General features: G+C 71.9%; 23 protein-coding genes. 16 read left to right on the top strand and 7 right to left on the bottom strand.

From position 1 onward, the window contains the following. The first annotated feature begins 31 nt into the window (after nucleotides 1–31). Nucleotides 32–664: a GNAT family N-acetyltransferase gene (locus tag CCO02nite_RS01445; protein WP_146841244.1), complete on the top strand. Its 633-nt coding sequence runs from the start codon at nucleotides 32–34 to the stop codon at nucleotides 662–664. On the opposite strand, the gene CCO02nite_RS01440 is transcribed toward CCO02nite_RS01445, so the two are convergent. Then, nucleotides 583–1,080 (bottom strand): PaaI family thioesterase, encoded by a 498-nt coding sequence (locus tag CCO02nite_RS01440; protein WP_146841243.1) that lies wholly within the window; start codon nucleotides 1,078–1,080, stop codon nucleotides 583–585. The genes CCO02nite_RS01445 and CCO02nite_RS01440 overlap by 82 nt on opposite strands. On the opposite strand from CCO02nite_RS01440, the gene polA reads away from it, so the two are divergent. Then, nucleotides 1,079–3,808, top strand: a complete 2,730-nt coding sequence (gene polA, locus CCO02nite_RS01435; RefSeq protein WP_146841242.1) for a DNA polymerase I — start codon at nucleotides 1,079–1,081, stop codon at nucleotides 3,806–3,808. The genes CCO02nite_RS01440 and polA overlap by 2 nt on opposite strands. Nucleotides 3,809–3,836: 28 nt before the next feature. Here polA and CCO02nite_RS01430 read toward each other — a convergent pair whose 3' ends face one another. Further along, nucleotides 3,837–4,682, bottom strand: a complete 846-nt coding sequence (locus CCO02nite_RS01430) for a class I SAM-dependent methyltransferase (RefSeq protein ID WP_146841241.1) — start codon at nucleotides 4,680–4,682, stop codon at nucleotides 3,837–3,839. 131 nt (nucleotides 4,683–4,813) lie between these two features. Here CCO02nite_RS01430 and CCO02nite_RS01425 point away from each other — a divergent pair, with 131 nt between their 5' ends. From CCO02nite_RS01425 to CCO02nite_RS01390, 8 genes are all read left to right on the top strand, one after another. Continuing rightward, entirely contained in the window at nucleotides 4,814–5,839 is a 1,026-nt protein-coding gene (locus tag CCO02nite_RS01425) for a 6-phosphofructokinase (RefSeq protein ID WP_146841240.1), read from the top strand. 175 nt (nucleotides 5,840–6,014) lie between these two features. Further along, nucleotides 6,015–7,490, top strand: a complete 1,476-nt coding sequence (gene rpsA, locus CCO02nite_RS01420) for a 30S ribosomal protein S1 (protein WP_146841239.1) — start codon at nucleotides 6,015–6,017, stop codon at nucleotides 7,488–7,490. 164 nt (nucleotides 7,491–7,654) lie between these two features. Then, a complete protein-coding gene (gene coaE / locus CCO02nite_RS01415; RefSeq protein WP_146841238.1) occupies nucleotides 7,655–8,284 on the top strand; it encodes a dephospho-CoA kinase in 630 nt (209 codons plus the stop codon). Nucleotides 8,285–8,504: 220 nt separating this feature from the next. Beyond that, nucleotides 8,505–8,918 (top strand): hypothetical protein, encoded by a 414-nt coding sequence (locus CCO02nite_RS01410; protein WP_146841237.1) that lies wholly within the window; start codon nucleotides 8,505–8,507, stop codon nucleotides 8,916–8,918. Between the two features lie 67 nt (nucleotides 8,919–8,985). Then, complete coding sequence (uvrB, locus tag CCO02nite_RS01405) at nucleotides 8,986–11,091, top strand: excinuclease ABC subunit UvrB (RefSeq protein ID WP_146841236.1); 2,106 nt, start codon at nucleotides 8,986–8,988, stop codon at nucleotides 11,089–11,091. An 86-nt stretch (nucleotides 11,092–11,177) separates the two neighbouring features. Next, complete coding sequence (locus tag CCO02nite_RS01400) at nucleotides 11,178–11,606, top strand: VOC family protein (protein ID WP_146841235.1); 429 nt, start codon at nucleotides 11,178–11,180, stop codon at nucleotides 11,604–11,606. Between the two features lie 169 nt (nucleotides 11,607–11,775). Continuing rightward, nucleotides 11,776–12,867 (top strand): TerC family protein, encoded by a 1,092-nt coding sequence (locus tag CCO02nite_RS01395; protein ID WP_246117258.1) that lies wholly within the window; start codon nucleotides 11,776–11,778, stop codon nucleotides 12,865–12,867. Continuing rightward, nucleotides 12,864–13,913: a TerC/Alx family metal homeostasis membrane protein gene (locus CCO02nite_RS01390; RefSeq protein ID WP_146841234.1), complete on the top strand. Its 1,050-nt coding sequence runs from the start codon at nucleotides 12,864–12,866 to the stop codon at nucleotides 13,911–13,913. Before CCO02nite_RS01395 ends, CCO02nite_RS01390 begins: the two co-directional genes overlap by 4 nt. A gap of 107 nt (nucleotides 13,914–14,020) precedes the next feature. Here the strand turns inward: CCO02nite_RS01390 and CCO02nite_RS01385 are convergent, their stop codons facing one another. Beyond that, nucleotides 14,021–14,308, bottom strand: coding sequence for a YciI family protein (locus CCO02nite_RS01385; protein ID WP_146841232.1), 288 nt, complete (start codon nucleotides 14,306–14,308; stop codon nucleotides 14,021–14,023). Nucleotides 14,309–14,377: 69 nt separating this feature from the next. Here CCO02nite_RS01385 and CCO02nite_RS01380 point away from each other — a divergent pair, with 69 nt between their 5' ends. Together CCO02nite_RS01380 and CCO02nite_RS01375 are read left to right on the top strand one after the other, a co-directional pair. Then, on the top strand, nucleotides 14,378–15,190 hold the full coding sequence (locus CCO02nite_RS01380) for an aldo/keto reductase (RefSeq protein WP_146841230.1): 813 nt from the start codon (nucleotides 14,378–14,380) through the stop codon (nucleotides 15,188–15,190). A 75-nt stretch (nucleotides 15,191–15,265) separates the two neighbouring features. Next, the gene (locus tag CCO02nite_RS01375) at nucleotides 15,266–16,423 is read left to right on the top strand and encodes an acyl-CoA dehydrogenase family protein (RefSeq protein WP_146841229.1); all 1,158 of its coding nucleotides are present in this window, start codon (nucleotides 15,266–15,268) and stop codon (nucleotides 16,421–16,423) included. A 30-nt stretch (nucleotides 16,424–16,453) separates the two neighbouring features. Here CCO02nite_RS01375 and CCO02nite_RS01370 read toward each other — a convergent pair whose 3' ends face one another. The 3 genes from CCO02nite_RS01370 to CCO02nite_RS01360 form a co-directional block, all read right to left on the bottom strand. Beyond that, complete coding sequence (locus tag CCO02nite_RS01370; RefSeq protein ID WP_186812539.1) at nucleotides 16,454–16,864, bottom strand: VOC family protein; 411 nt, start codon at nucleotides 16,862–16,864, stop codon at nucleotides 16,454–16,456. Beyond that, nucleotides 16,861–17,184, bottom strand: coding sequence for a YciI family protein (locus CCO02nite_RS01365; protein WP_146841227.1), 324 nt, complete (start codon nucleotides 17,182–17,184; stop codon nucleotides 16,861–16,863). The genes CCO02nite_RS01370 and CCO02nite_RS01365 overlap by 4 nt, the downstream gene beginning before the upstream one ends. Nucleotides 17,185–17,269: 85 nt before the next feature. Continuing rightward, the gene (locus tag CCO02nite_RS01360) at nucleotides 17,270–19,135 is read right to left on the bottom strand and encodes a glycoside hydrolase family 15 protein (protein ID WP_146841225.1); all 1,866 of its coding nucleotides are present in this window, start codon (nucleotides 19,133–19,135) and stop codon (nucleotides 17,270–17,272) included. Nucleotides 19,136–19,240: 105 nt separating this feature from the next. Between CCO02nite_RS01360 and uvrA the strand changes: the two genes are divergently transcribed. Then, nucleotides 19,241–22,132: an excinuclease ABC subunit UvrA gene (gene uvrA, locus CCO02nite_RS01355; RefSeq protein WP_371862463.1), complete on the top strand. Its 2,892-nt coding sequence runs from the start codon at nucleotides 19,241–19,243 to the stop codon at nucleotides 22,130–22,132. Nucleotides 22,133–22,184: 52 nt separating this feature from the next. On the opposite strand, the gene CCO02nite_RS01350 is transcribed toward uvrA, so the two are convergent. Continuing rightward, nucleotides 22,185–22,700 (bottom strand): OsmC family protein, encoded by a 516-nt coding sequence (locus tag CCO02nite_RS01350; protein ID WP_146841221.1) that lies wholly within the window; start codon nucleotides 22,698–22,700, stop codon nucleotides 22,185–22,187. 206 nt (nucleotides 22,701–22,906) lie between these two features. On the opposite strand from CCO02nite_RS01350, the gene uvrC reads away from it, so the two are divergent. From uvrC to CCO02nite_RS01335, 3 genes are read left to right on the top strand one after another with little or no spacing between them, the layout of a single operon-like run. Then, the gene (uvrC, locus tag CCO02nite_RS01345) at nucleotides 22,907–24,943 is read left to right on the top strand and encodes an excinuclease ABC subunit UvrC (protein ID WP_146841219.1); all 2,037 of its coding nucleotides are present in this window, start codon (nucleotides 22,907–22,909) and stop codon (nucleotides 24,941–24,943) included. Further along, nucleotides 24,940–25,884 (top strand): RNase adapter RapZ, encoded by a 945-nt coding sequence (rapZ, locus tag CCO02nite_RS01340; protein ID WP_146841217.1) that lies wholly within the window; start codon nucleotides 24,940–24,942, stop codon nucleotides 25,882–25,884. The genes uvrC and rapZ overlap by 4 nt, the downstream gene beginning before the upstream one ends. Beyond that, complete coding sequence (locus CCO02nite_RS01335) at nucleotides 25,881–26,891, top strand: gluconeogenesis factor YvcK family protein (RefSeq protein ID WP_146841215.1); 1,011 nt, start codon at nucleotides 25,881–25,883, stop codon at nucleotides 26,889–26,891. The genes rapZ and CCO02nite_RS01335 overlap by 4 nt, the downstream gene beginning before the upstream one ends. Nucleotides 26,892–26,957: the final 66 nt, after the last annotated feature.

The raw sequence follows: 26,957 nt of genomic DNA, 5'->3' as shown, positions 1-26,957 counted from the left end.
AGTTCAGGCCCGAGCTGCCCAGCCAGACGACATGGCGGCGCTCGTCGAGCTGTGCCTCGCGGCGCGCCAGGAGGCCTCGGTCGGCTCCCAGGTGTGCACCGACGATGCGGAGCGACTGCGACGTCAGCTCGGATCGCTCGTCGCAGACACCGGCATCGTGCTCGTCGGGTTCGTGGACGACCAGCCGGCAGGTTTCCTGCTCGCGCGCCTCGTCGGGCCCAGCCTGTTCACGGATGCGAGCGCGATCGTGATCGAGGCGCTCTACGTCGTCGGGAGCGCGCGCCGGCGAGGCCTGGGGCACGTGCTGCTCGGCCTGGCGGCGAACGAGGCCGAGGCGCGCGGTGCGTGCGAGCTGTTCTCCTCACCGCTGCCGGGTGCGCGCGGGATGCAGCGCTTCCTCGCGCGGCTCGGGTTCACGTCCGCGGCCACGCACCGCGTGGTGACGACGAGCGCGCTGCAGCGGCGGCTCGCGCACGATCTCGCGAGCTCGACCCCGGGCGCCCGCCGACCGGCACCGCGCGGTCTCGAGGACCTCATCGCGCGGCGACGTCATGCGCGCGAGTCGCGGCGTGTCCCCGAGGATCAGATCGCGTCGACCAGCATGCAGGTCAACCTCGCGGTGCACACGCGGCGTCCCTCGCCGTCCTCGACGATGATCTCGTAGCTCGCGAGGCTGCGCCCGAGGTGCAGCGCGGTCGCGGTGCCGGTGACGACGCCCGACCGTGCCGCGCGGTGGTGCGACGCGTTCAGCTCGATCCCGACGGCCAGCCGCCCGGGACCGGCGTGCGCGACCGCGGCGTACGAGCCGAGCGTCTCCGCGAGCGCGGCGCTGGCACCGCCGTGCAGGAGGCCGAACGGCTGCGTGTTGCCGGCGACGGGCATCGTTCCGACGGCGCGCGCCGGGCCGACCTCGACGATCTCGATGCCGAGGCGCTCGAGCAGCGTTCCGCGTGTGTCGAGCGGGTCGAGCGCACCGGGAGCCGCTGCGACCCCGGTGGGCGAGGAGCCGGGTGCAACGGCGTCGGATGCGGCGGGGGTCGGGTCGGGCGTCTGAGGCCGGTCGGCCGGTGTGTCGGACATGGCAGATAGGTTGGCACCCGTGAGCGACGCACAGCCAGCCCGACTCCTGCTCATCGACGGGCACTCGATGGCGTACCGCGCATTCTTCGCGCTGCCGGTGGACAAGTTCGCGACGTCGTCGGGCCAGCCGACGAATGCCGTGTTCGGGTTCACGTCGATGCTCGCGAACCTGCTGCGGGACGAGGAGCCGACGCACGTGGCCGTCGCGTTCGACCTCGGCCGGACCACGTTCCGCACCGAGCAGTACGAGGCCTACAAGGGCACCCGGAACGCGACGCCCGAACCGTTCCGGGGGCAGGTCGACGTCATCCGGCGTGTGCTCGAGCCGCTGCACATCCCGGTGCTCACCAAGGAGCAGTACGAGGCCGACGACATCCTCGCGACGCTCGCGAGCCGGGCGTCGGCCCAGGGCATGCAGGTGCTGATCTGCTCAGGCGACAGGGACGCGTTCCAGCTCGTCCGCCCCGACGTGACGGTGCTCTACCCCGTCAAGGGCGTCTCGGAGCTCGCGCGCATGACGCCCGAGGCGGTCGAGGCGAAGTACGGGGTGCCGCCCGAGCGCTACCCGGACCTCGCGGCGCTCGTCGGCGAGTCCTCCGACAACCTGCCGGGTGTCCCGGGGGTCGGGCCCAAGACGGCCGCGAAGTGGATCACGCAGTACGACGGCCTGGACGGCGTCGTGGCGGCCGCGGAGCAGATCCCCGGCAAGGCGGGGGAGTCGCTGCGGGAGAACCTCGCGCAGGTCCAGCTCAACCGACGACTGAACGCGCTGGTCGTCGACCTCGAGCTCCCGCTCGGCCCGGAGGACCTCGGGGTGCGGGCGTGGGACCGCGAGCAGCTGCACGCGATCCTCGACGAGCTCGAGTTCCGCACCCTGCGCGACCGGTTGTTCGCGATGCTGCCCGACGAGGGTGGCGCGTCGGCGGTCGCGGTCGCCGCGGCGGCGCTCGACGTCGTGCCGCTGTCCGAGGGCGGCCTCGCCGACTGGCTTGCGACGCACACGGCCGAGCTGCTCGGCGTGGACGTGCGCGGGTCCGGCGCACCGGCGGGAGGCGACGCCTGGGGCATCGCGCTCGCGACGTCGGGCGGGCAGGCGGTCGTGCTCGACCTCGCGGAGATCGGTCCGGCGGACGAGTCGGCGTTGGCGGCGTGGCTGGCCGACGAGGACGCGCGCAAGGCCGTGCACGGCGCCAAGGTCGCGGCGCATGCGCTCGCGGGGCGCGGGCTGCCGCTCGCGGGCGTCGCGATCGACACCGAGCTCGCGGCGTACCTCTGCCAGCCCGACCGGCGGGCCTACGACCTCGCGGACCTGGCGATCGGCTACCTGCATCGCGAGCTGGGCTCCGAGGATGCGCAGGCAGGGGCGCAGGGCGCCCTGGACCTCGAGCTCGACGGCACCGACGAGCAACGCCGAGCGGCCGTGCGCGCCGCGGCCGTCCTGGACCTGGCGGACGTGCTCGAGGCGGAGGTCGCGGACCGCGGCGGCTCACGGCTGCTGCTCGAGGTCGAGCAGCCGCTGCAGGCCGTGCTCGTGCGCATGGAGGCCGCCGGCATCGCGGTCGACCGCGGCTACCTCACGCAGCTCGAGCGCGAGTTCGACGCTCAGGTGTCGGCCGCTGCGGCCGAGGCGTACGCGGTGATCGGGCGCGAGGTGAACCTGGGCTCGCCGAAGCAGCTCCAGGAGGTGCTCTTCGACCAGCTCGGCATGCCGCACACCAAGAAGATCAAGACCGGCTACACGACGGACGCAGCCGCGCTGACGGACCTGTTCGCGCGCACCCAGCACCCGTTCCTCGAGCACCTGCTCGCGCATCGGGACGCGATCCGCCTGCGGCAGACGGTCGAGGGTCTGCAGCGGTCGGTCGCTCCGGCGGGCCGGATCCACACGACGTTCCAGCAGACCATCGCCGCGACGGGCCGGCTCTCGTCGGCGGACCCGAACCTGCAGAACATCCCGATCCGCACCGAGGCGGGCCGGCAGATCCGGCGCGCGTTCGTGGTCGGGGACGGGTACGAGACGCTGCTCACCGCCGACTACTCGCAGATCGAGATGCGGATCATGGCGCACCTGTCGGGTGACGCGGCGCTGATCGACGCGTTCCGCTCGGGCGAGGACCTGCACTCGTACGTCGGCTCGCGCGTGTTCGGGGTCCCGACCGACGAGGTGAGCGCGGCGCAGCGCTCCAAGATCAAGGCGATGTCCTACGGCCTGGCGTACGGTCTGTCGGCGTACGGACTCTCGCAGCAGCTCGGGATCGAGGTGTCCGAGGCGTCGGCGCTGATGTCGGACTACTTCTCCCGGTTCGGCGGCGTCCGCGACTACCTGACGGGCGTCGTCGACGAGGCGCGCGTGACCGGCTACACCGCGACCGTGCTCGACCGCCGCCGCTACCTGCCCGACCTGACGAGCGACAACCGCCAGCGGCGCGAGGCCGCCGAGCGGATGGCGCTCAACGCGCCGATCCAGGGCAGTGCGGCCGACCTCATCAAGCTCGCGATGCTGGGCGTCGACGCCCAGCTCGCGACGCGCGGGCTCGGCTCGCGCATGCTCCTGCAGGTGCACGACGAGCTGGTGCTCGAGGTCGCCGCCGGCGAGCGCGACGAGGTCGAGGCGCTCGTGCGCGAGCAGATGGCCGCGGCGGGGGAGCGGCTGCCGACCGGACCGCTCGACGTGCCGCTCGACGTCAGCGTCGGCGTCGGCGCGAGCTGGCACGAGGCGGGCCACTGACCCGCCCGGCCCGGGCGTCCCGCGCGGCTCAGCCCGCGGTGTCCTGCGGCCGGTGCGCGACGAAGATGGCGGTGCCCGGCAGCAGCGCGCCCCGAACGGGACCCCAGCCGCCCCACGTCCGGTCGTGCCCGGCCGGCCACGGGGGCTCGACGATGCGGTCGAGCACGAGCCCCGCACCCACGACGTCGGCGACGTGGTCGCCCACCGTGCGGTGGTACTCGGCGTACAGCACGCGTCCCGACGCCGCCAGCTCGACGTACGGCCGGCGGTCGAAGTAGGACCGGACCGCGGTCAGCCCGACCGGGTCGTCCGGGAATGCCCAGCGCACGGGGTGCGTGACCGCGAAGACCCACCGTCCGCCGGGCCGCAGCACGCGCGCGGCCTCCGCGTGCACCGCGGCGGCGTCCGGGACGAACGGCAGCGCTCCGAACGCGGTGAACACGACGTCGAACGAGGCCGGCGGCAGCGGCAGCGCCCGCGCATCGGCCACGAGGACCGGCACCTGCGTCCCCGCGGCCTCGTCGTACCCGCGGCCGGCCGCGAGCATCGCGTGCGAGACGTCGGTCGACAGGACGCGCGCGCCACGCGCCGCCAGCCAGCGCGAGCACTGTGCGGCGCCCGCGCCGATCTCGAGCACGTCCCGCCCGGCGACGTCGCCGAGCAGCGCGGCGTCGGCCTCGCGCAGGCCCTCGGGGCACCACACGAAGTCCGCGGGGCCGAGGAAGTCACCGTGCTCGGCGAGGTAGTCCTGCGCGTTGGCGTCCCACCAGCGCCGGCCGGCGCGAGCACCCTCGTCGGGCGGGACGTCGCGGAACGCGACCTCGGCGAGCTCGTCGTCGGACCCCGACCCGGACATCGACGTGGACATGGACATGGGCCCAGTCTGGACCGCCACCGTGGGACCTCGGGCACCTCTCGCGCGCCGAGCGCTCGCTAGGCTGACCGGGACGGGTCGCCCGACGGCGCGCGACGCTCATCCCCCCACACGAGAGAAGGAAGTGCAGCGTGCGAGTCGGACTGCTCACCGGTGGCGGCGACGTCCCCGGACTGAACGCCGCGATCCGCGCCGTGGTCAAGCACGGTGAGGGCCACTACGGTCACTCGATCATCGGGTTCCGCAACGGGTGGAAGGGTGTGGTCGACGGCCAGGCCGAGCCGCTCACGCGCCAGCACATCCGCAACATGCTGCCGGTCGGCGGCACGCTGCTCGGCACCGCCCGCTACCACCCGAGGGTCGAGGACGGCAGCATGGACGCCGTGCTGGCGACGCTCGAGGCGGAGCGCATCGAGGCGCTGATCTGCATCGGCGGCGACGGCACGCTGCACGCGGCGAGCAAGGTCGCCGAGGCGGGGGTCCGGATCGTGGCCATCCCGAAGACGATCGACAACGACGTCTGGGGCACGGACGCCTCGATCGGGTTCGACACCGCGGTGACCGTGGCGACCGAGGCGGTCGACCGGATCCACACCACGGCCGAGAGCCACAACCGCGTGATGATCGTGGAGGTGATGGGGCGTAGTGCGGGCTGGATCGCCGCGACCGCGGGCATCGCCGGCGGCGCCGAGATCGTGCTCGCACCCGAGCAGCCGTTCGACATCGTCAAGATCGCGAAGTTCCTCAAGCACCGCCACCGCGCTCACGCGAGCTTCTCGATCGTCGTCGTCGCGGAGGGTGCGGTGCCCGCGGAGGGCACCGAGATGAGCTACACGACCGCGTACGGGAAGTTCGGTGAGATCGTCGCCGGCTCGATCGCGGAGCGGCTCAAGTTCGAGATCGAGCAGCGCACCGGGTTCGACACGCGCGTGACCGTGCTCGGGCACGTGCAGCGCGGCGGGACGCCGACACCGACCGACAGGATCCTCGGCTCGCGCTTCGGCGTCGCGGCGATCGACGCGGTGACGCGCGGCGAGTCCAACGTGATGACGGCGCTGCGCGGGGACAAGGTCGAGCTCGTGCCGCTCCCGGAGATCGCCGGCAAGGTGCGGTACGTGCCCGACGAGCTGCTCGACGTGGCCCGCGCACTGGCCTGATCCCGCCGTCGGGCGCTTTGACCGGGTGGCGAGCGGTCGTTAAGGTGGACGGCGGTGCCGCGCGCCCAGATGTCGGCTGCCCTCGTGGCGGTCGGTGGCATCTGATCCTTCCTGACCGGACCGCGCACCATCCCTGTCCGAACTACTTCCTGTCCGCATCGGAGCCCATCCCTACATGAGCATCTCCACCCCCGCGAAGCCCGCAACCCCGCAGGTCGCGGTCAACGACATCGGCACGGCCGAAGACTTCCTCGCCGCGATCGACGCCACCATCAAGTACTTCAACGACGGCGACATCGTCGAGGGCACGGTCGTCAAGGTCGACCGTGACGAGGTCCTCCTCGACATCGGCTACAAGACCGAGGGCGTCATCCCCTCCCGCGAGCTGTCCATCAAGCACGACGTGGACCCCGGTGAGGTCGTCAAGGTCGGCGACGAGGTCGAGGCCCTGGTCCTCCAGAAGGAGGACAAGGAGGGTCGTCTGATCCTGTCCAAGAAGCGCGCACAGTACGAGCGCGCCTGGGGCACGATCGAGAAGATCAAGGAGGAGGACGGCGTCGTCACCGGCACCGTCATCGAGGTCGTCAAGGGCGGCCTCATCCTCGACATCGGCCTGCGCGGCTTCCTGCCCGCGTCGCTGGTGGAGATGCGTCGTGTCCGCGACCTCCAGCCGTACGTCGGCAAGGAGATCGAGGCGAAGATCATCGAGCTCGACAAGAACCGCAACAACGTGGTCCTGTCGCGCCGGGCCTGGCTGGAGCAGACGCAGTCGGAGGTCCGCTCGACCTTCCTGCAGACGCTCGCCAAGGGCCAGGTGCGCCCGGGTGTCGTCTCGTCGATCGTCAACTTCGGTGCGTTCGTCGACCTGGGTGGCGTGGACGGCCTCGTGCACGTCTCCGAGCTGTCCTGGAAGCACATCGACCACCCGTCCGAGGTCGTCGAGGTCGGCCAGGAGGTCACGGTCGAGGTGCTCGACGTCGACTTCGACCGTGAGCGCGTCTCGCTGTCGCTGAAGGCGACGCAGGAGGACCCGTGGCAGGCGTTCGCCCGGACGCACGCCATCGGCCAGGTCGTCCCCGGCAAGGTCACCAAGCTCGTCCCGTTCGGTGCGTTCGTGCGCGTCGAGGACGGCATCGAGGGTCTGGTCCACATCTCGGAGCTGGCCGTGCGCCACGTCGAGATCCCGGAGCAGGTCGTGCAGGTCGGCGACGACGTGTTCGTCAAGGTCATCGACATCGACCTGGAGCGCCGCCGCATCTCGCTGTCGCTCAAGCAGGCGAACGAGGGCTTCGACCCGGCTTCGGAGGACTTCGACCCCGCGCTGTACGGCATGGCGGCGGAGTACGACGAGGCGGGCAACTACAAGTACCCCGAGGGCTTCGACCCGGCGACCAACGAGTGGCTCGAGGGCTACGAGACCCAGCGCGAGGCGTGGGAGGCCCAGTACGCGGCCGCTCACGAGCGCTGGGAGGCGCACCGCAAGCAGGTCGCGGAGGCCGCCAAGGCCGACGCGGAGGCTGCGACGGTCGACTCCGGTACCGCCGGCGCCCCGGCGCCGTCGACCTACTCCTCGTCGACGGAGGAGGCCACGGGGACGCTTGCGTCCGACGAGGCGCTCGCCGCTCTGCGCGAGAAGCTCACGGGCAACTGACGCCCCGCGGGTCCGCCCGCGACGATCCGAACGGGCCGGTCACCTCACGGTGGCCGGCCCGTTCGGCGTTCCCGGCCGACGACGCGGCGTCGGCCCACGGGTCGCCGATGCCCGACTTCGTCGTTCGGGTCGATCCCGGCGCCGGTCCGGGGCAGGATGGCGGGATGCAGCGGATCGGGTTGACGGGCGGGATCGGCGCCGGCAAGTCCGTCGCGTCGCGGCGGTTGCACGAGCACGGTGCCGTCGTGATCGACCATGACGCGCTCGCGCGCGAGGCGGTCGCACCGGGTTCGGTCGGCCTCGGCGAGGTCGTCGAGGCGTTCGGCGTCGGGATGCTGGCCCCCGACGGGTCGCTCGACCGTGCGGCGCTCGCCGCCGTGGTGTTCGCCGACGACGGGCAGCGCGCGCGACTCGACGCGATCGTGCACCCCGTGGTCCGGCGGCTCGCCGCCGAACGGGAGGCCGCCGCCGGTGCCGCCGACCACGGCGCCGTCGTCGTGCACGACGTGCCCCTGCTCGTCGAGACCGGTCAGGCCGAGGACTTCCACCTCGTCGTCGTCGTCCATGCGCCCGCGCTGCTGCGGGTCGAACGGCTCGTCCGGCTGCGCGGGATGGACCGGACGGACGCGGAGGCCAGGGTCGCCGCGCAGGCGTCCGACGACGAGCGCCTCGAGGCGGCGGACGTCGTGCTGGACGGTACGGGCAGTGAGGCGAACCTCGTCGCACAGGTCGACGACCTGTGGGACCGCGTGGCGCACGAACGGGCCGACGAGGAGTCCGCGGAGCGCCGCTGAGCCCGCCACGGGCGCCGGCCGAGCCCCAGATCTGAACCCCACGTGGCCGCTGGACGGTCGGAGAGCGCTCCATCGCGGGACGAAGGTCTCTGTCGGCCTGTTGCAACCGGGGTGATTCGGGCATCGTGTGATCCGCGCCTCAGAGCATCCGGCCCGGATGCCGATGAGAGTGGAGCAACAACAGCCGCGACAACCCTGCGGCGACGACGAGGAGGAACCCATGGCCAAGCCCGCGCAGACCCGCGCGTCGGTGTCGGTCGGCTCGACCCTGACCGAGACGCGGATGCTCGAGCTCGCGGAGAAGTGCGCGGCGAGCGTCGACGACCCGAACTGCCGCGTGCGCGTCGAGTCGCGGACGCCGCATGCGGTGACGCTCTCGCTCCGGGACCACTTCGAGGGCGACGAGCTCATGAAGTTCGTGCTCGAGACCAACCGCGCCGTGGGTCGCACGACCGCACGCACCGCCATCACGGCGTTCAACGTCAAGGACGGCGGGGTCTCGATGCTGGTGCCCGCGGCCAAGCGCAAGATCCGCGGCTTCTCCGCCTACGAGGCGTACATGGACTGGTACGTCTCGGCCATCGTCGCGGAGGACCGCGGCGCGATCGTCACCCTGGTCAGCGGCAAGGAGTAGGGGCGTAGCGGGCGCCCGGGCGCCCGCGCCCGGGCAGCGTGTCGGTGGCTCGACGTACCGTGTGGGGATGCGTCCCGTCACCGAGTTGCAGCGCACGGTCTCCCCGTTCGAGGTCGTCTCCGACTTCACACCCTCGGGCGACCAGCCGGCGGCGATCGCCGCGCTGACCGCCCGCCTCAACGCGGGCGAGAAGGACGTCGTGCTCCTGGGTGCGACCGGGACGGGCAAGTCGGCGACGACGGCCTGGCTCATCGAGCAGGTCCAGCGGCCGACGCTCGTCATGGCACCGAACAAGACGCTGGCGGCCCAGCTCGCGACGGAGTTCCGCGAGCTGCTGCCGAACAACGCCGTCGAGTACTTCGTCTCGTACTACGACTACTACCAGCCTGAGGCGTACATCGCTCAGACGGACACCTACATCGAGAAGGACAGCTCGATCAACGAGGAGGTCGAGCGCCTGCGGCACTCGGCGACCTCGTCGCTCCTGACCCGGCGCGACGTCGTCGTGGTCGCGTCGGTCTCGTGCATCTACGGCCTGGGCACGCCCCAGGAGTACGTCGACCGGATGGTCACGCTCGAAGTGGGCCAGGAGATCGAGCGGGACCGGCTGCTGCGGCGCTTCGTGGAGATGCAGTACACGCGCAACGACGTCGCGTTCTCGCGCGGCACGTTCCGCGTGCGGGGGGACACGGTCGAGATCATCCCGATGTACGAGGAGCTCGCGATCCGGATCGAGTTCTTCGGCGACGAGATCGAGGCGATCGCGACGCTCCACCCGCTGACGGGTGACGTCGTCCGCTCGGAGCAGCAGATGATGATCTTCCCGGCGACGCACTACGTCGCCGGCCCCGAGCGCATGGAGCACGCGATCGGGGGGATCGAGGCCGAGCTCGAGGCGCGGCTGGCCGAGCTCGAGCGGCAGGGCAAGCTGCTCGAGGCGCAGCGCCTGCAGATGAGGACGACGTACGACATCGAGATGATGCGTCAGATCGGCTCGTGCTCGGGGATCGAGAACTACTCACGCCACATCGACGGACGCACGGCCGGCTCCGCGCCGAACACGCTGCTCGACTTCTTCCCCGAGGACTTCCTGCTGGTCATCGACGAGTCGCACGTGACCGTGCCGCAGATCGGTGCGATGTTCGAGGGGGACATGTCCCGCAAGCGGGCGCTCGTCGAGCACGGGTTCCGGCTGCCGAGCGCGGTCGACAACCGGCCGTTGCGGTGGGAGGAGTTCGTCGAGCGGATCGGCCAGACGGTCTACCTGTCGGCGACGCCCGGTGACTACGAGCTGTCCATCTCCGACGGTGTGGTCGAACAGATCATCCGCCCGACGGGTCTGGTCGACCCCGAGGTCGTCGTCAAGCCCACCAAGGGTCAGATCGACGACCTGCTCGGCGAGATCCGCGACCGGGTCGACCGCGACGAGCGCGTGCTCGTCACGACGCTGACCAAGAAGATGGCCGAGGACCTGACCGACTACTTCCTCGAGAAGGGGGTGCGGGTGCGCTACCTGCACTCCGAGGTGGACACGCTGCGCCGCGTCGAGCTCCTGCGCGAGCTGCGGCTCGGTGAGTACGACGTGCTCGTCGGCATCAACCTGCTGCGTGAGGGGCTGGACCTGCCCGAGGTCTCGCTCGTCGCGATCCTCGACGCCGACAAGGAGGGCTTCCTGCGGTCGGGCAAGTCGCTCATCCAGACGATCGGGCGTGCCGCGCGCAACGTCTCCGGCGAGGTCCACATGTACGCCGACAGGGTCACCGACGCGATGCGCCTCGCGATCGACGAGACGAACCGCCGCCGGGAGAAGCAGGTCGCGTACAACACCGCCAACGGCATCGACCCGCAGCCGCTGCGCAAGAAGATCGGCGACATCACCGACCTGCTCGCGCGCGAGGACGCGGACACGGCCGAGCTGCTCGGCGGCGGCGGTCGGCAGTCGAGCCGCGGCAAGGCGCCCGTGCCGGGCTTCGGGTCGAAGGGCGCACCGCGGGACGAGCGCACGCGTCTGGTCGGCGCGGCGGCGGGCGACCTGGCCGGGCTCATCCAGGAGCTCACCGACCAGATGCACGCGGCGGCGGGCGAGCTGCAGTTCGAGCTCGCCGCCCGGTTGCGCGACGAGATCTCCGGGCTCAAGAAGGAGCTCCGGCAGATGCACGCGGCGACCGCGTGAGCAGCCGGGCCGAGCCCAGCGCACGGCAGCCCCCACGCAGGTCCGCACGTAGGTCCGCACGCAGGTCCGCACTCCAGGAGGAACCGATGGCCGTGAAGCTCCAGGTAACGTTCGACGCCGCGCACCCGCCGACGCTGGGGCGGTTCTGGGCGGCCGCGCTGGGCTACGTCGAGGACTCACCCCCGCCGCCGTTCACGACGTGGGAGGAGGCGCTGGACGCGATGAACGTGCCGCTCGACCAGCGCGAGTCGGCGTATGCGGTCGTGGACCCGGACGGCGTCGGGCCGCGGCTGTGGTTTCAGCGGGTGCCCGAGGGCAAGACCGCCAAGAACCGCGTGCACCTGGACGTCGGCGTCGCGTCGCACCTGCCGCGCGAGGAACGCCCGGCCGCGGTCCGAGCACGAGTGGCCGAGCTCGAGGCGCTGGGCGCGACCCGGCTGTACGAGAAGGACGAGCTCGGCAGCTTCTGGGTGACCATGACGGACCCTGAGGGCAACGAGTTCTGTGTGCAGTGAGCCGCGGGCGCCCGTATGCTGTCCGCGGTTGTGAAGGGGAGTACCCCATAAGCGATCGCGTCGTCATCACGGTTCCCGTCCGCACGGGCCCCGGCGCGGTCGGCCTCCCGGTCTCGGCGGGTGGGGGAGACCTTCGGTACTGCACCGCACCCGTACCGGAGGAATGCCCATGGATGTCTCTGGCCTGGTCTGGGCCCTGACCGCGTTGGCGATCGTCGGGCTCCTCGTCTTCGACTTCTACGCGCACGTGCGCACGCCGCACGAGCCGACGTTTCGCGAGTCGGCGATCTGGTCGGCCGTCTACATCGGCCTCGCAGTCGTGTTCGGCGTCGGCTTGGGCGTGGTCGCCGGCTGGGGACCGGGAGCGGAGTACTTCGCGGGGTACGTGACCGAGAAGAGCCTGTCGGTCGACAACCTGTTCGTCTTCCTCGTGATCATGACGAAGTTCGCGGTGCCGCGGCCCTACCAGCAGAAGGTGCTGCTCGTCGGCGTGGCGATCGCGCTCGTGCTGCGGACGGTCTTCATCCTGGCCGGCGCGGCGGCGATCGAGCAGTTCTCGTGGGTGTTCTACCTGTTCGGCGCGTTCCTCGTGTACACGGCGATCAGCCTCGCGCGCGAGAAGCACGACAGCGACGTCGCAGAGGACGTGTCGCTGCAGCGCGACGGCTTCGCGGTGCGCATGCTCAAGCGCGTCGTCCCGACGACGGACGAGTACCACGGCGACCGGCTCACGGTGCGGATCGACGGCAAGCGGCTCGTCACGCCGATGCTCGTCGTGATGGTGGCCATCGGCTCGGCGGACCTGCTGTTCGCGTTCGACTCGATCCCCGCGATCTACGGACTGACCAGCGAGCCGTACATCGTGTTCACCGCGAACGCGTTCGCGCTGCTCGGCCTGCGCCAGCTCTACTTCCTCATCGGCGGGCTGCTCGAGCGGCTCGTCTACCTCTCGCAGGGCCTGGCGGTGATCCTCGCGTTCATCGGCGTGAAGCTGCTGCTGCACGCGCTGCACGTCAACGAGCTGCCGTTCATCAACGGCGGTGAGCCGGTCGAGTGGGCGCCGGAGATCCCGATCTGGCTGTCGCTGACCGTGATCCTCGGCACGCTGGCGGTCGCGACGGTCGCGAGCCTGATCGCGACCGGTCGCGCGGACGCTGCCACGACTGCGGACGCGACCGCGGACGGGCCGACGACGGAGCCCACCACGACGGAGCCCTCCACGACGGAGCCCACCACGCCGGACCCGGCGGACCTCCCGTGACCGTCGATCCTCTCGTCTGGGCCGTGACGCTCGGGATCGCGGCCGTCGTGCTCGTCGTGGACGTCGCGATCGTGGGTCGTCGCCCGCACGTCCCGACCACCGCGGAGTGCCTGCGCTACCTCGCGCTGTACATCGGGCTGGCGGTGCTGTTCGGCCTCGGCGTGTGGGCCGTGGCCGGTCCGCGGTACTCGGGCGAGTTCTTCGCGGGGTGGTTGACGGAGTACTCGCTGTCGGTCGACAACCTGTTCGTCTTCATGCTGATCATGTCGCGGTTCGCGGTGCCACGGGCGTACCAGCAGACCGCGCTGCTCGTCGGGATCGTGCTCGCGCTGGTGTTCCGCGGGATCTTCATCGTCGCGGGTGCGGCGGTCGTCGAGGCGTTCTCGTGGGTGTTCTACATCTTCGGTGCGTTCCTGGTCTGGACCGCGTGGAAGGTGGGACGCGGCGAGGGTGGCGAGGAGGACGAGGAGTACCACCCGCCGCTGCTGCTGCGCCTGGTCCAGCGCTGGCTGCCCTCGACGCCCGAGTACCACGGTGTGCGCCTGACGGTGAAGGAGAACGGCCGCCGGCTCGTCACGCCGATGCTCATCGTGCTGGTCGCGCTCGGCGCGACCGACGTCCTGTTCGCGTTCGACTCGATCCCCGCCATCTTCGGCCTGACGAGCGAGCCCTACCTCATCATCATGGCGAACATCTTCGCGTTGATGGGCCTGCGCCAGCTCTACTTCCTGCTGGGCGACCTGATGAGCCGGTTCGTCTACCTCAGCTACGGACTGGCGGTGCTGCTCGGGTTCATCGGGGTCAAGCTGATCCTCGAAGCCCTGCACACCAACGAGGTGCCGTTCATCAACGGCGGCGAACCCGTCCCGTGGGCGCCGGAGATCCCGGTGTGGCTCTCGCTCGTCGCGATCGTCGGGATCCTCGGCGTCACCGCGATCGCGAGCCTGATCGCGACGCGCAGTCGCGGCGGCGCGGACGTCCCGGACACGGCGGCCGACGAGAGTGCGACGGTGTCGACCGCCGACGAGGTACCGCCCCAGGTCTGAGCCGCAGCGTCACACCACTGCGCTGGGTCACACCACTGCGCTGGGTCACACCACTGCGCTGGGTCACACCACCGCGCTGGGTCACACCACCGCGAACGCGAGGTGGGCTACGCCTCGCTCCACGGGCCGAGGACGATCTCCCAGACGCGGACCTCGGTCTCGGCGACGAGACCCTCGCGCTGGAACGGGTCGGCATCGAGCATCTCCTTCACGTGCTCCTCGTCCCGCGCGCGCAGCACGATGAGCGCTCCGGCCGCGCCGGTGGAGAACGGCCCCGAGCCGAGCAGAGCACCGCCGTCGGCGAGCCCCGCGAGGTACGCCCGGTGCTCCGTGCGGAAGTGGTCGCGCGCGTCGGCGCGCAGGTCGTAGGTGTAGCGGACCGCGAAGTGAGGCATGTGGGCATCCTGCCGCACACGGGCCGACGTGCGCTCGTGCGGCACGGATGCAGGTGGCAAGGTGGCGGGATGGACCTGCGGCTGCACGACGGCGTCCCGATGCCCCGGCTCGGGTTCGGCGTGTACAAGGTCTCCGACGAGGATGCGGTGCCCGCCGTGTCGACGGCCCTCGCCGCGGGGTACCGGCTCGTCGACACCGCGAGGCTGTACGGCAACGAGCACGGCGTCGGCGCAGCCGTGCGGGCGAGCGGGCTCGCACGGGAGGACGTCTTCGTCACGACGAAGCTGTGGAACGACGCGCACGGCACGGGAGCGGCGCGTGCGGCGTTCGAGGCATCGGTCGAGCGGCTGGGGCTCGGCGCACCCGACCTGTACCTGATCCACTGGCCGTGCCCGTCGCGCGGGCTGTACGTCCAGACGTGGCGCGAGCTGCTGCGGCTGCGCGACGAGGGTCGGGTGCGCTCGGTCGGGGTGAGCAACTTCCAGATCGCGCACCTGGAGCAGATCCTCGACGACAGCGGTCAGGCTCCGACGGTGAACCAGGTCGAGCTGCATCCCTACCTGCAGCAGCGCGAGCTGCGGGCGTTCCACGCGGAGCACGGGATCGTGACGCAGGCCTGGTCCCCGCTCGGGCGCGGCACCGTGCTGCGCGACCCCGTGATCACCGCGATCGCAGCCCGGCACGGGGTCTCGTCCGCGCAGGTCGTGCTGCGCTGGCACCTCGACCTGGGGCACGGTGTGATCCCGAAGTCGGTGACGCCCGCCCGCATCCGGGAGAACCTGGACCTCGCCGACGTCGTGCTCGACGCCGACGACCACGCACGCATCGCCGGGCTGGACCGCGGGCAGCGCACCGGTTCCGACCCGGACGAGGTCGCCTGAGCGGCACCCGCCGCCCCGTTGCCCCGCTGCACGACGAGCACGACGAGCACGACGAGAACGGACGAGAGGACGGGCATGTCCCGACAGCTGCGCACGATCCTGACCGACGACCTGCTCACCGCGATCCACGACCGGGCCGCCGGGCACGACCGGGACAACACGTTCCCGCACGACGACCTGGCGGACCTGGTCGCGGCGGGCTATCTGCTCGCGTTCGTGCCGCGGCGGCTCGGCGGCGCGGGACTCACGCTCGAGGAGGTCTCGCGCGAGCAGACGCGCCTGGCGGCGGCCGCCCCGGCCACGGCTCTCGCCGTCAACATGCACCTGGTCGTCACGGGGTTGGCAGCGCAGCTCGTCGCAGGCGGGGACGAGTCGGTCGAGTTCGTGCTGCGGGACGCGGCCGCGGGCGAGGTCTTCGCGTTCGGCAACTCGGAGGCGGGCAACGACCTGGTGATGTTCGGCTCACGCACGCGGGCGCAGCCGCAGCCGGACGGCGGCTACCGCTTCCACGGCACCAAGATCTTCACGTCGCTGTCGCCGGTCTGGACGCGGCTGGCCACGTTCGGTCGCGACGACACCGATCCTGACGACCCGCGGCTGGTGCACGCGGTCGTCGGGCGGGACGGCGTCACGACGAAGGACGACTGGGACACCCTCGGCATGCGCGCGACCCAGTCCGCGACGACGGTGCTCGACGGCGCGTACGCACCCGCCGAGCACGTCTACCGGCGGCTGCCGCCCGGGCCGTCGGCCGACCCGTTCATCTTCGCGTTGTTCGCGGTGTTCGAGATCCTGCTCGGCGCGGTCTACGCGGGGATCGGGCGGCGGGCCGTGGAGCTGGCGGTCGCCAACGCGCGTCGTCGGACCTCGATGAAGAACGACGGACGTGCCTACGCGCAGGATCCCGACATCCGGTGGCGCATCGCTGATGCCGCGCTGCTGCAGGACGGCACCGAGCTGCAGGTGTTCGCGCTGGCGCGTGACGTCGACGAGCAGGCGGACCACGGCGCACGCTGGTTCGCGCAGCTCGTCGGGCTCAAGGTGCGTGCCACCGAGGCGGCGCGCCAGGTCGTCGAGCTCGCGCTGCGGGCCAGCGGCGGCGGCTCGTACTTCAGCGGCAACGAGCTCGGCCGGCTCTACCGGGACGTGCTCGCGGGCATCTTCCACCCGTCCGACGACGAGTCCGCGCACGCGACGGTCGCGACGTCCGTGCTCGGTCCGCCGGAGGCGTGACCGGTCGCCGACGAGCCCGCGCGCGGCGCGCTAGTCGTCGAAGAAGCAGAACGGGTGGCCCGCGGGATCGAGCAGGACGCGCACGTGCTCCTGCGGCTGGAAGTCCGCGAGGCGCGCGCCCGTGGCGAGCGCGTGCGCCACGCCCGCGCCCAGGTCGTCGACCCAGAAGTCGAGGTGGAGCTGCATCTGCTGGTGGTCGGCGGTGGCCGGCCACACGGGCGGCTCGTACGACGGGTCGGAGCTGAACGAGATGCCCGAGCCACCGCCCGGGGGCCGCAGGATCGCCCAGTCGCCCTCGTCGACGAGCAGGCGCCAGCCGAGCAGGCGGCGGTAGAAGTCCGCGAGCGCGCCCGCGTCCCGGCACTCCAGGACCGTGTTGGCGAGCATGACGTCGAAGCCCGCCGAGCGCGTGGTCACGGCCTCGGGCAGGGGCGTCGTCATCGTGCCGACCCCCGCAGCACGACGCGCCACGGCCGGACCCGGACGGTGAGCACACCTGCGACCACGGACTGGTCGTCGCGCGTCGCGAGGCGCTCGGCCTCGTCGAGCGTGTCGACCGCGAGGACCGTCAGGCCCGCGCCGGGCTCGTCGGCGAGCGGCCCTGCCGCGACGAGCTGGCCCGCCGCGAGCCGGCGCCGGAGGAAGGCGTAGTGCTCGGCGATGCCGGGATCGTCGGCCACCGCGGTGCCGGCGGGGACCGTCGGGCCTCGCGAGTGCTGCAGCGCGAACCAGACGGTCTCGGGCAGGTCGTCCTCGGGCATGTCGTCCTCGCTCTCGTCGTACCGGTCGGTCGTGGGACTCGTCGTTCTCTCGTCGGGGCTCGTCAGGTTCGAGGGTCGGCCGTCGTCAGACACTCCCGGGGCGGGCGGCGGCGCGGGCGCACGCCTCGGCGTGGCTGTGCACCGCGCGTGCGAGAGCCAGGTGGGAGAGCGCCTGCGGGAAGTTGCCGGCCATGCGGCCGCTGACCGGGTCGAGCTGCTCGGCGAGCAGTCCGACGTCGTTGCGTGCGGCGACGAGCCGGTCGAGGACCGCGGTGGCCTCGTCGAGCTGGTCGGTGCGTGCGAGCGCGTCGGCCAGCCAGAACGAGCAGGCCATGAACGCCTGTTCGTCGCCCGGGACACCGTCGTCGGTGTGCTCGACGTGGTAGCGCCACAGGAGCCCGGGGGCGACCTCCAGCTCCTGGCGCACGGCGGCTACGGTGGCGAGCACGCGCTCGTCGTCGGCCGGCAGGAAGCCCACCTGGACGAGCTGGAGCAGGGCCGCGTCGGTGTGCTGCGCGCCGTAGGACTGCACGAACGTGCCGCGCTCGTGGTTCCAGCCGTGCCGCAGGACGTCCGCGTGGATGGCGTCCCGTGCGGCGCGCCATCGCTCCACGGGACCTGGCAGGCCGTGCTCCTCGACCGCGCGCACCGCCCGGTCCACCGCCGCCCACGCCATGACCTTGGAGTGCACGAAGTGCCGCGGCTCGCCGCGGACCTCCCAGATGCCGCGGTCGGGGCTCTGCCAGCTGCGCAGCAGGTGGTCGACGAGATGGCGCTGCATCGACCACGCGGCGGGCGTGTCCGGGATGCCGGCGCGGCGCGCCTGGTCGAGCGCGCACATCACCTCGCCGAGCACGTCGTTCTGCACCTGGCCCACGGCCGCGTTGCCGATGCGGACCGGTCGCGCGCCGCCGTAGCCCGGAAGATGCGTGAGCTCACGCTCGGGAAGGTCACGCCCGCCGTCGACGCGGTACATGATCTGCAGGTCGGCTGGGTCGCCGGCCACGGCCCGCAGCAGCCAGTCGCGCCACCGGGTCGCCTCGTGGTGGTACCCGTGCTCGACGAGCGCCTCGAGCGTCATCGCGGCGTCCCGGAGCCAGCAGAAGCGGTAGTCCCAGTTGCGTCCGCCTCCGAAGTCCTCGGGCAGCGAGGTCGTGGGCGCGGCGACGATGCCGCCCGTCTCCTCGTCGGTGAGCAGGCGCAGCACCAGGAGCGAGCGGATCACGGCGTCGCGGTAGGGGCCCTCGTAGGCGCACGCGGCGGCCCACCGGCGCCAGCGGATCCTGGTCTGGTCGAGGCGGTCCGCGATCGTGAGGAGGGCCGGGACCTCGGCCCAGGACGGGACCCAGGTGAGCGCCAGCTCGACGGTCTCGCCGGCGCGGAGCGTGAAGCGGTCGGTGTGCCGATGGTCGTGCGCGCGGGGGAGTCGGTCGCCGCGCAGCACGAGCGAGTCGGGGCCCGCGATGGCGCGCACCGCCTGCCCGCCGGAGGGGTCGTCGATGCGCATCACCCACGGCTCGATCGCGCCGTAACCGAAGCGCACGATCCACTCGTGCCACACCTCGACGGTGCCGTCGGTGCAGGTCAGGCGGCGGATCAGATCGGCGCGGCCGTCGCCCAGCGGCATCGCCTCGGTCACCACCGCGGTCCCGGTGGGTGCGATGCAGGTCGTCTCGAGCACGAACGAGTCGTCGAGGTAGCGACGCTGCACCGTGTGCGCCGCGGGAACCGTCAGCACCCAGCGGCCGTGGTCCGCGTCGCCGAGCAGCGCCGCGAAGCAGGCGGCCGAGTCGAAGCCCGGCAGGCACAGCCAGTCGACCGAGCCTCGACGAGAGACGAGAGCTGCCGTTCGGCCGTCCCCGAGCACGGCGTACTCCGCGATCGGCACCGGGCTCGGGTCGGCCCCGGGGCCGAAGGTGGGGGACGGTTCGGGAGTCGCTGCGGGGGTCATCGCTTCCAGCATGGCCGTCCGCGGTGTGCCCGGCACGCCCAGAGCACGTGCGCCGACCTGCCGCGCTGCGCCGGCGACCCGCCCGTGTGTCGAACGAGTGTGCGAATGTCGGTGGTGGAACGTAGACTTCCCGGCGTGAACGACCGACTGGTGGTGCAGGGCGCCCGCGAGCACAACCTCCGCAACGTCGACCTCGACCTCCCGCGTGACAGGCTCATCGTCTTCACCGGGTTGTCCGGGTCCGGGAAGTCGTCCCTGGCGTTCGACACGATCTTCGCGGAGGGGCAGCGGCGGTACGTCGAGTCGCTGTCGGCGTACGCGCGTCAGTTCCTCGGGCAGATGGACAAGCCCGACGTCGACTTCATCGAGGGCCTGTCGCCCGCGGTCTCGATCGACCAGAAGTCGACCAACCGCAACCCGCGCTCGACGGTCGGCACGATCACCGAGGTCTACGACTACCTGCGCCTGCTGTACGCGCGCGCCGGCACGCAGCACTGCCCCGAGTGCGGCGAGCGCGTGACGGCGCAGACGCCCCAGCAGATCGTCGACCGCTTGCTCGAGCTGCCCGAGGGGACGCGTTACCAGGTCCTGGCGCCCGTCGTGCGGGGACGCAAGGGGGAGTACGCGGACCTGTTCGCCGAGCTGCAGGGCAAGGGCTTCGCGCGCGCCCGGGTCGACGGCGAGGTCGTCCAGCTCACGAGCCCGCCCACGCTCGAGAAGAAGCTCAAGCACGACATCGAGGTCGTCGTCGACCGGCTCGTTGCCCGCGAGGGCGTGCAGCGGCGGCTCACCGACTCGGTCGAGACCGCGCTCGGGCTGGCGGGCGGCCTGCTCGTCGTCGAGCTGGTCGACGCGGATGCCGACGACCCGGCCCGCGAACGCCGCTTCTCGGAGAACCGGGCGTGCCCGAACGACCACGTCCTGTCGCTCGACGAGATCGAGCCGCGCACGTTCTCGTTCAACGCGCCCTACGGCGCCTGCCCCGAGTGCACCGGCATCGGCTCGCGTCTCGAGGTGGACCCGGACCTGGTCATCCCCGACGAGGAGCTCTCGCTCGCGCAGGGCGCCGTCGCGCCGTGGACCCAGGTCGCGCTCGGGTACTTCGGGCGGGTGCTCGAGGCGCTGGCCGACGAGATGGGCTTCTCGATGGACGTCCCGTGGCGGGCTCTGCCGCAGCGGGCCAAGGACGCCGTCCTGCACGGGCGCAACCACGAGGTCCACGTCCGCTACAAGAACCGCTGGGGTCGCGAGCGTCAGTACTCCACGGGGTTCGAGGGCGTGATCACGTTCCTCGAGCGGCGCCACGGCGAGACGGACTCGGACTGGAGCAAGGAGAAGTACGAGGCCTACATGCGTGAGGTGCCGTGCCCGGTGTGCAAGGGCGCCCGCCTCAAGCCCGAGGTGCTCGCGGTGCTGGTCGGGGGACGGTCCATCGCGCAGGTCTGCGAGCTGCCCATCCGCGAGGCGCGCGACTTCCTCGACGGGCTGACGCTCGGCGAGCGCGAGCGCCAGATCGCCGTCCAGGTGCTCAAGGAGATCCAGGCGCGTCTCGGCTTCCTGCTCGACGTCGGGCTCGACTACCTCTCGTTGACCCGGCCCGCGGCGACGCTCTCGGGCGGTGAGGCGCAGCGCATCCGGCTCGCGACCCAGATCGGCTCGGGCCTGGTGGGTGTGCTCTACGTGCTCGACGAGCCGTCGATCGGCCTGCACCAGCGGGACAACCGCCGCCTGATCGACACGCTCACGCGGCTGCGGGACCTGGGCAACACGCTCATCGTCGTCGAGCACGACGAGGACACGATCCGCACGGCTGACTGGATCGTCGACATCGGACCCGGTGCAGGTGAGCACGGCGGCCGGGTGGTGCACTCGGGCGACCTGGCCGGGCTGCTGTCGTCGGCGGAGTCCGTCACCGGTGCCTACCTGTCCGGGCGACGGTCGATCCCGATGCCGGCGCAGCGGCGAGCGATCGACCCGAAGCGCCAGGTCACGGTCGTCGGGGCACGCGAGCACAACCTTCAGGGCATCGACGTGTCGTTCCCGCTGGGGACGTTCACCGCGGTGACCGGGGTCTCCGGCTCGGGCAAGTCGACGCTCGTCAACGCGATCCTCTACACGGTCCTGGCCAACGAGCTCAACGGCGCCCGGCAGGTCGCGGGCCGGCACACCCGGGTCACGGGCCTCGAGCATCTCGACAAGGTCGTGCACGTCGACCAGGGGCCGATCGGACGCACCCCGCGGTCCAACCCGGCGACGTACACCGGCGTCTGGGACCACGTGCGCAAGCTGTTCGCCGAGACCACCGAGGCGAAGGTGCGCGGCTACGCGCCCGGACGATTCTCGTTCAACGTCAAGGGCGGCCGCTGCGAGGCGTGCTCGGGCGACGGCACGATCAAGATCGAGATGAACTTCCTGCCCGACGTGTACGTCCCGTGCGAGGTGTGCCATGGCGCGCGGTACAACCGCGAGACGCTCGAGGTGCACTTCAAGGGCAAGACGGTGGCCGACGTGCTGGCGATGCCGATCGAGGAGGCCGCGGAGTTCTTCGCGGCGGTCCCCGCGATCAGCCGCCACCTGACCACGCTGGTCTCGGTCGGCCTCGGCTACGTCCGGCTCGGCCAGCCTGCTCCGACGCTCTCGGGCGGCGAGGCGCAGCGCGTCAAGCTCGCGGCCGAGCTGCAGCGGCGCTCGACGGGTCGCACGATCTACGTGCTCGACGAGCCGACCACGGGCCTGCACTTCGAGGACATCCGCAAGCTGCTCGGCGTGCTGCAGTCGCTGGTCGACAAGGGCAACACCGTGATCGTCATCGAGCACAACCTCGACGTGATCAAGAACGCCGACTGGGTGGTCGACATGGGGCCGGAGGGCGGTTCGGGCGGTGGCACGGTCATCGCCGAGGGCACGCCCGAGCAGGTCGCCGCGGTCGCGGAGAGCCACACCGGTCGGTTCCTGGCCGACGTGCTGCCCGTGGAAGCCGAGCGCGCGTCCGCCTGACCCGCGGCCGACGCCAGTGGCGGCTCAGGAGTGGCGGCTCAGGAATGGTGGCTCAGGCCGTGACGACGCGGTGCTCGAACGCGACCGGCACGGGCTCGTGGCGCACGGTGAAGTTCACCGACCGGGCGATGAAGCAGTGCTCGTGCGCGCGGTGGTGCAGGTCGGCCAGGACACCGTCGGTCACGGGGGAGCCGTCCGGTAGGTGGTGGCCCCGCAGGGTGACTCGTGGGTGCAGCACGACCTCGGTGAACTGGCCCTGCCCGGCCGACTCGATGCGCATGGTCCCGGCTGCGGCGTCGGCGTAGCCGACCACGACCACACCCGCCGCGGCCGCCAGATGCAGGAACCACAGCATGTGGCACTGTGCGAGCGCGCCGACCAGGAGGTCCTCGGGCGACCAGCGGTCGGGGTCGCCCCGGAACGCGGGATCGGACGTGCCCGGCAGCGACTGCTTGCGACCCGACGTCAGCTCATGGTCGCGGCCGTACGACGTGTACGTCGTCGTGCCGGCCGGGCCCGCACCCGTCCAGGTCAGATCCACCGAGTAGGAATGCAGCAGCTGCGCCATGCGCCCACGCTAGTCCCGGAGTGCGCCGTGCGCGCGCACCGTCGCTGCGTGCCGAACCGCGTCCGCGCACCTGCCGGCTTCGCGCACCTCGTGGCGACGAGGTGACGCAGGTGCCGCGGGCGGACGGGCCCTACGGCGCCGCCCGGACCCGACGGCGGTCCGGGCACCCGCGGGTCCGTGTCGGACCGGCGAACTACGCTCGGAGCATGGCCGATCCCGCCTCCTACCGTCCCGCGCCGGGGGAGATCCCTGACGCACCGGGCGTGTACCGGTTCCGGGACGAGCACGGGCGCGTGGTGTACGTCGGCAAGGCCAAGAGCCTGCGGTCGCGGCTCGCGAGCTACTTCCAGGACGTCCACGCGCTGCACCCGCGCACGCAGCGGATGGTGACCACGGCGGCGGCGGTGGAGTGGACGGTCGTCGGCACCGAGGTCGAGGCGCTCGCGCTCGAGTACTCGTGGATCAAGGAGTTCGACCCCCGGTTCAACGTGAAGTACCGCGACGACAAGTCGTACCCGTACCTCGCCGTGACGCTCGCCGAGGAGTACCCGCGGGTGCAGGTGATGCGCGGCGCCAAGCGCAAGGGAACCCGCTACTTCGGGCCCTACGGTCACGCCTGGGCGATCCGCGAGACGGTCGACCTGCTGCTGCGCGTCTTCCCGGTGCGGACCTGCTCGACGGGGGTGTTCAAGCGCGCCCGTCAGCAGGGGCGCCCGTGCCTGCTCGGCTACATCGACAAGTGCTCCGCTCCGTGCGTCGGGCTGATCTCGCCCGCGGACCATCACCGGCTCGCGGAGGACTTCTGCGACTTCATGAGCGGGGAGACCGCGCGGTTCGAGCGGCGGCTCACCCAGCGCATGAAGGATGCCGCGGCCGAGCTCGACTACGAGCAGGCCGCGCGACTGCGCGACGACATCGCGACGCTGCGCCGTGCGACGGAGCGCAACGCGCTCGTCCTGCGCGACGGCACGGACGCCGATCTGTTCGCCCTCGCGGGTGACGAGCTCGAGGCGGCCGTGCAGGTGTTCCACGTGCGCGACGGGAGGGTCCGCGGACAGCGGGGCTGGGTCGTCGAGAAGGTCGAGGACCTCGACGACGGCGAGCTCGTCGAGCACCTGCTGCAGCAGGTGTACGGCGAGGACGCGGAAGGCTCCTCCGTGCCCCGCGAGGTGCTGGTGCCGGTCGTGCCGCCCGACGTCGCGCGCGTCGAGGACTGGCTGTCCGGCCTGCGGGGCTCACGCGTCTCGGTCCGCGTGGCCCAGCGCGGTGACAAGCGTGAGCTCGCCGAGACGGTCCGCCGCAACGCCGAGCACGCGCTCGTGCTGCACCGCACGCGCCGAGCGGGGGACCTCACGACCCGCAGCCAGGCGCTGCGCGAGCTCCAGGAGGCGCTCGATCTGCCGTCGGCGCCGCTGCGCATCGAGTGCTACGACGTCTCGCACAACCAGGGCACCTACCAGTCCGCGTCGATGGTGGTGTTCGAGGACGGGCTCGCGCGCAAGCCCGAGTACCGGCTGTTCTCGATCCGCGGCCCGCACGGCGAAGGCGCTCGGGACGACACCGAGGCGATGTACGAGGTCATCGCACGACGTTTCCGGCGCTACCTGGCCGAGCGCAGCGACTCCGGCGAGCTCGAGCTCGGGACGGGCACCGACGACGACGAGGGACAGCCCGCCGGCGGTCCCGTCGGACCCGACCCGCGCGACGAGTCGGGCCGCCCTCGGCGCTTCGCGTACCCGCCGAACCTCGTCGTCGTGGACGGCGGGCCGCCCCAGGTGGCCGCCGCAGCCCGTGCGCTGGCCGACCTGGGCATCGACGACGTCGCGCTGTGCGGGCTCGCCAAGCGGCTCGAGGAGGTCTGGGTGCCGGGTGACGACTACCCGGTGATCCTGCAGCGCACCTCGGAGGGTCTGTACCTGCTGCAGCGGGTCCGCGACGAGGCCCACCGGTTCGCGATCGCGGGGCACCGCAAGCGCCGCAGCAAGGGCATGACGACCTCGGTGCTGGACGACGTGCCCGGGCTCGGACCGGCGCGTCAGAAGGCCCTGCTGCGGCAGTTCGGGTCCGTCAAGAGGCTGCGCGCGGCGACCGTCGACGAGATCGCGACGGTCCCCGGCATGGGCGCCGTGACCGCCGCCGCGGTGGTCGCCGCGCTGGCCGGCACGAACCCGGGCAGCTCGGACGGCGTCGCTGTCGGGGTGTCCCGTGCATCGGACGACGCGGCTGGCATGCTGGACGCATGAGCGACGAGCCCTCGCCGATCACGGTCCCGTCCGGCATCCCCGCGATCGACGCCGCCGCGGCGCACCCGCGACTCGACCCGCCCGAGGTGCTCATCATCACGGGCATGTCAGGTGCGGGCCGCACGCGTGCGGCCGCGGTGCTCGAGGACCTCGACTGGTACGTGGTCGACAACCTTCCGGCCCAGATGCTCACGCACCTCGTCGGGATGCTGACCACCGGCCCCCCGGAGACGCGGTCGCACCGTGTCGCGGCGGTGATCGACGTGCGCGGGCGCGGTTTCTTCAGCCAGCTCGCGCAGGTGCTCGGTGACCTGCGTGACGCGGGAGTGGCGCACCGCATCCTCTTCCTCGACGCATCCGACGAGGTGCTCGTCCGCCGCTACGAGCAGGTGCGCCGTCCGCACCCGCTGCAGGGCGACGGACGGATCCTGGACGGCATCGCCGAGGAGCGTGCCGTGCTGTCCGACATCCGCGAGCGGGCCGACACGGTGATCGACACCTCCGACCTCAACGTGCACGACCTGGCGCGCGAGGTGCGGGCGACCGTCACGGGTGACAGCACGGACGTGCTGCGGATCTCGGTCCTGTCGTTCGGGTTCAAGTACGGCATCCCGCTGGACGCCGACCACGTGGTCGACGTGCGGTTCCTGGCCAACCCGTACTGGATCACCGAGCTGCGGCACCTGACGGGCCGGGACCGGCCGGTGCGCGAGTACGTCCTCGGGCTGCCGGGGGCGGTCACGTTCGTCGACCGCTACGTCGCGGCGCTCGAGCCGGTGCTCGCCGGCTACCTCAACGAGGAGAAGCGCTACGTGACGATCGCGGTCGGCTGCACGGGCGGCAAGCACCGCTCGGTCGCGATCAGCGAGGCGATCGCCGCGCGGCTGCGGGGTGCCGGGCACCGCGTCTCGGTCGCCGCGCGCGACCTCGGCAAGGAATGAGGACGCCGACCCCGGCCCGGACCATCCCGCGCGGCCCCGCGGTCACGGCACTGGGCGGGGGACACGGGCTGGCGGCGACGTTGTCGGCCGTGCGTCTGATGACGGACCGCATCACGGCCGTCGTCACGGTGGCCGACGACGGTGGCTCGTCGGGTCGTCTGCGCGACGAGCTGGATGTGCTGCCGCCGGGTGACCTGCGGATGGCGCTGGCAGCGCTGTGCGACGACTCGGAGTGGGGTCGCACCTGGAGCGACGTGATGCAGCACCGGTTCGCGTCGCAGGGTTCGCTGGACGGTCACTCGGTCGGCAACCTGTTGATCGCGGCACTGTGGGAGCTGTTGGGGGACACGGTCGAGGGGCTCGACTGGGTGGGTCGACTGCTCGGCGCGCGCGGGCGCGTGCTGCCGATGACGGAGATCCCGCTGCTCATCGAGGCGCGGGTGAACCGGCCGGACGGCACCGTCGAGACGGTGCGCGGCCAGAGCGCGATCGCGCGCACACGCGACCCCATCGCCCACGTCCGGCTGGTCCCGCACGACCCGCCGGCGTGCGCGCAGGCGGTCGCGGCGATCGACGACGCGCAGTGGGTGATCCTCGGTCCGGGGTCCTGGTACACGTCGGTGATGCCGCACCTGCTGGTCCCGGGGCTGCGCGACGCGCTGCACCGGGCGGGCGGCCGGCTCGTCGTGAACCTCAACCTCTCGCCCGACGAGAAGGGCGAGACGACCGGGATGCACGCCGAGGACTACCTGGACGTGCTGCACGCGTACGCGCCCGAGCAGCGGGTGCACGCGGTGATCGCCGACCCGGCCGCGGTCGAGGACGTCGACCGGTTGCTCGACGCCTGCGCCGCCCGTGACGCGCGCCTGCTGCTGCGCCAGGTCAGCCGGGGCGACGGCACCCCGCGGCACGATCCGCTGCGACTCGCATCCGCGCTGCGGGACGTGATCGACGGTGTGGTCGGGGACGTGCACGACGACGAGGGCGACGACCGAGGCAACGACTGAGGCGACGACCGAGGCGACGACGACCGAGGTCGTGTCGTCCCGCCAGTCGGACGGAAGTCCGGGACG

The sequence above is a fragment of the Cellulomonas composti genome (genome assembly GCF_007990245.1).
GTDB classification, from domain to species: Bacteria; Actinomycetota; Actinomycetes; order Actinomycetales; family Cellulomonadaceae; genus Cellulomonas; species Cellulomonas composti.
Note: the sequence above shows the minus strand (reverse complement) of the source record. Positions and strands in the feature narration are given on the sequence as shown.

Bases quoted from the DNA above. Each gene is read 5' to 3' on its own strand.
- CCO02nite_RS01445 (WP_146841244.1), top strand. From the start codon at position 32: ATGGCGGCGCTCGTCGAGCTGTGCCTCGCGGCGCGCCAGGAGGCCTCG.
- polA (WP_146841242.1), top strand. From the start codon at position 1,079: ATGGCAGATAGGTTGGCACCCGTGAGCGACGCACAGCCAGCCCGACTC.
- CCO02nite_RS01440 (WP_146841243.1), bottom strand. From the start codon at position 1,080: ATGTCCGACACACCGGCCGACCGGCCTCAGACGCCCGACCCGACCCCC.
- CCO02nite_RS01430 (WP_146841241.1), bottom strand. From the start codon at position 4,682: ATGTCCATGTCCACGTCGATGTCCGGGTCGGGGTCCGACGACGAGCTC.
- rpsA (WP_146841239.1), top strand. From the start codon at position 6,015: ATGAGCATCTCCACCCCCGCGAAGCCCGCAACCCCGCAGGTCGCGGTC.
- coaE (WP_146841238.1), top strand. From the start codon at position 7,655: ATGCAGCGGATCGGGTTGACGGGCGGGATCGGCGCCGGCAAGTCCGTC.
- CCO02nite_RS01410 (WP_146841237.1), top strand. From the start codon at position 8,505: ATGGCCAAGCCCGCGCAGACCCGCGCGTCGGTGTCGGTCGGCTCGACC.
- uvrB (WP_146841236.1), top strand. From the start codon at position 8,986: ATGCGTCCCGTCACCGAGTTGCAGCGCACGGTCTCCCCGTTCGAGGTC.
- CCO02nite_RS01400 (WP_146841235.1), top strand. From the start codon at position 11,178: ATGGCCGTGAAGCTCCAGGTAACGTTCGACGCCGCGCACCCGCCGACG.
- CCO02nite_RS01395 (WP_246117258.1), top strand. From the start codon at position 11,776: ATGGATGTCTCTGGCCTGGTCTGGGCCCTGACCGCGTTGGCGATCGTC.
- CCO02nite_RS01385 (WP_146841232.1), bottom strand. From the start codon at position 14,308: ATGCCTCACTTCGCGGTCCGCTACACCTACGACCTGCGCGCCGACGCG.
- CCO02nite_RS01380 (WP_146841230.1), top strand. From the start codon at position 14,378: ATGGACCTGCGGCTGCACGACGGCGTCCCGATGCCCCGGCTCGGGTTC.
- CCO02nite_RS01375 (WP_146841229.1), top strand. From the start codon at position 15,266: ATGTCCCGACAGCTGCGCACGATCCTGACCGACGACCTGCTCACCGCG.
- CCO02nite_RS01370 (WP_186812539.1), bottom strand. From the start codon at position 16,864: ATGACGACGCCCCTGCCCGAGGCCGTGACCACGCGCTCGGCGGGCTTC.
- CCO02nite_RS01365 (WP_146841227.1), bottom strand. From the start codon at position 17,184: ATGCCCGAGGACGACCTGCCCGAGACCGTCTGGTTCGCGCTGCAGCAC.
- CCO02nite_RS01360 (WP_146841225.1), bottom strand. From the start codon at position 19,135: ATGACCCCCGCAGCGACTCCCGAACCGTCCCCCACCTTCGGCCCCGGG.
- uvrA (WP_371862463.1), top strand. From the start codon at position 19,241: ATGTCGGTGGTGGAACGTAGACTTCCCGGCGTGAACGACCGACTGGTG.
- CCO02nite_RS01350 (WP_146841221.1), bottom strand. From the start codon at position 22,700: ATGGCGCAGCTGCTGCATTCCTACTCGGTGGATCTGACCTGGACGGGT.
- uvrC (WP_146841219.1), top strand. From the start codon at position 22,907: ATGGCCGATCCCGCCTCCTACCGTCCCGCGCCGGGGGAGATCCCTGAC.
- rapZ (WP_146841217.1), top strand. From the start codon at position 24,940: ATGAGCGACGAGCCCTCGCCGATCACGGTCCCGTCCGGCATCCCCGCG.
- CCO02nite_RS01335 (WP_146841215.1), top strand. From the start codon at position 25,881: ATGAGGACGCCGACCCCGGCCCGGACCATCCCGCGCGGCCCCGCGGTC.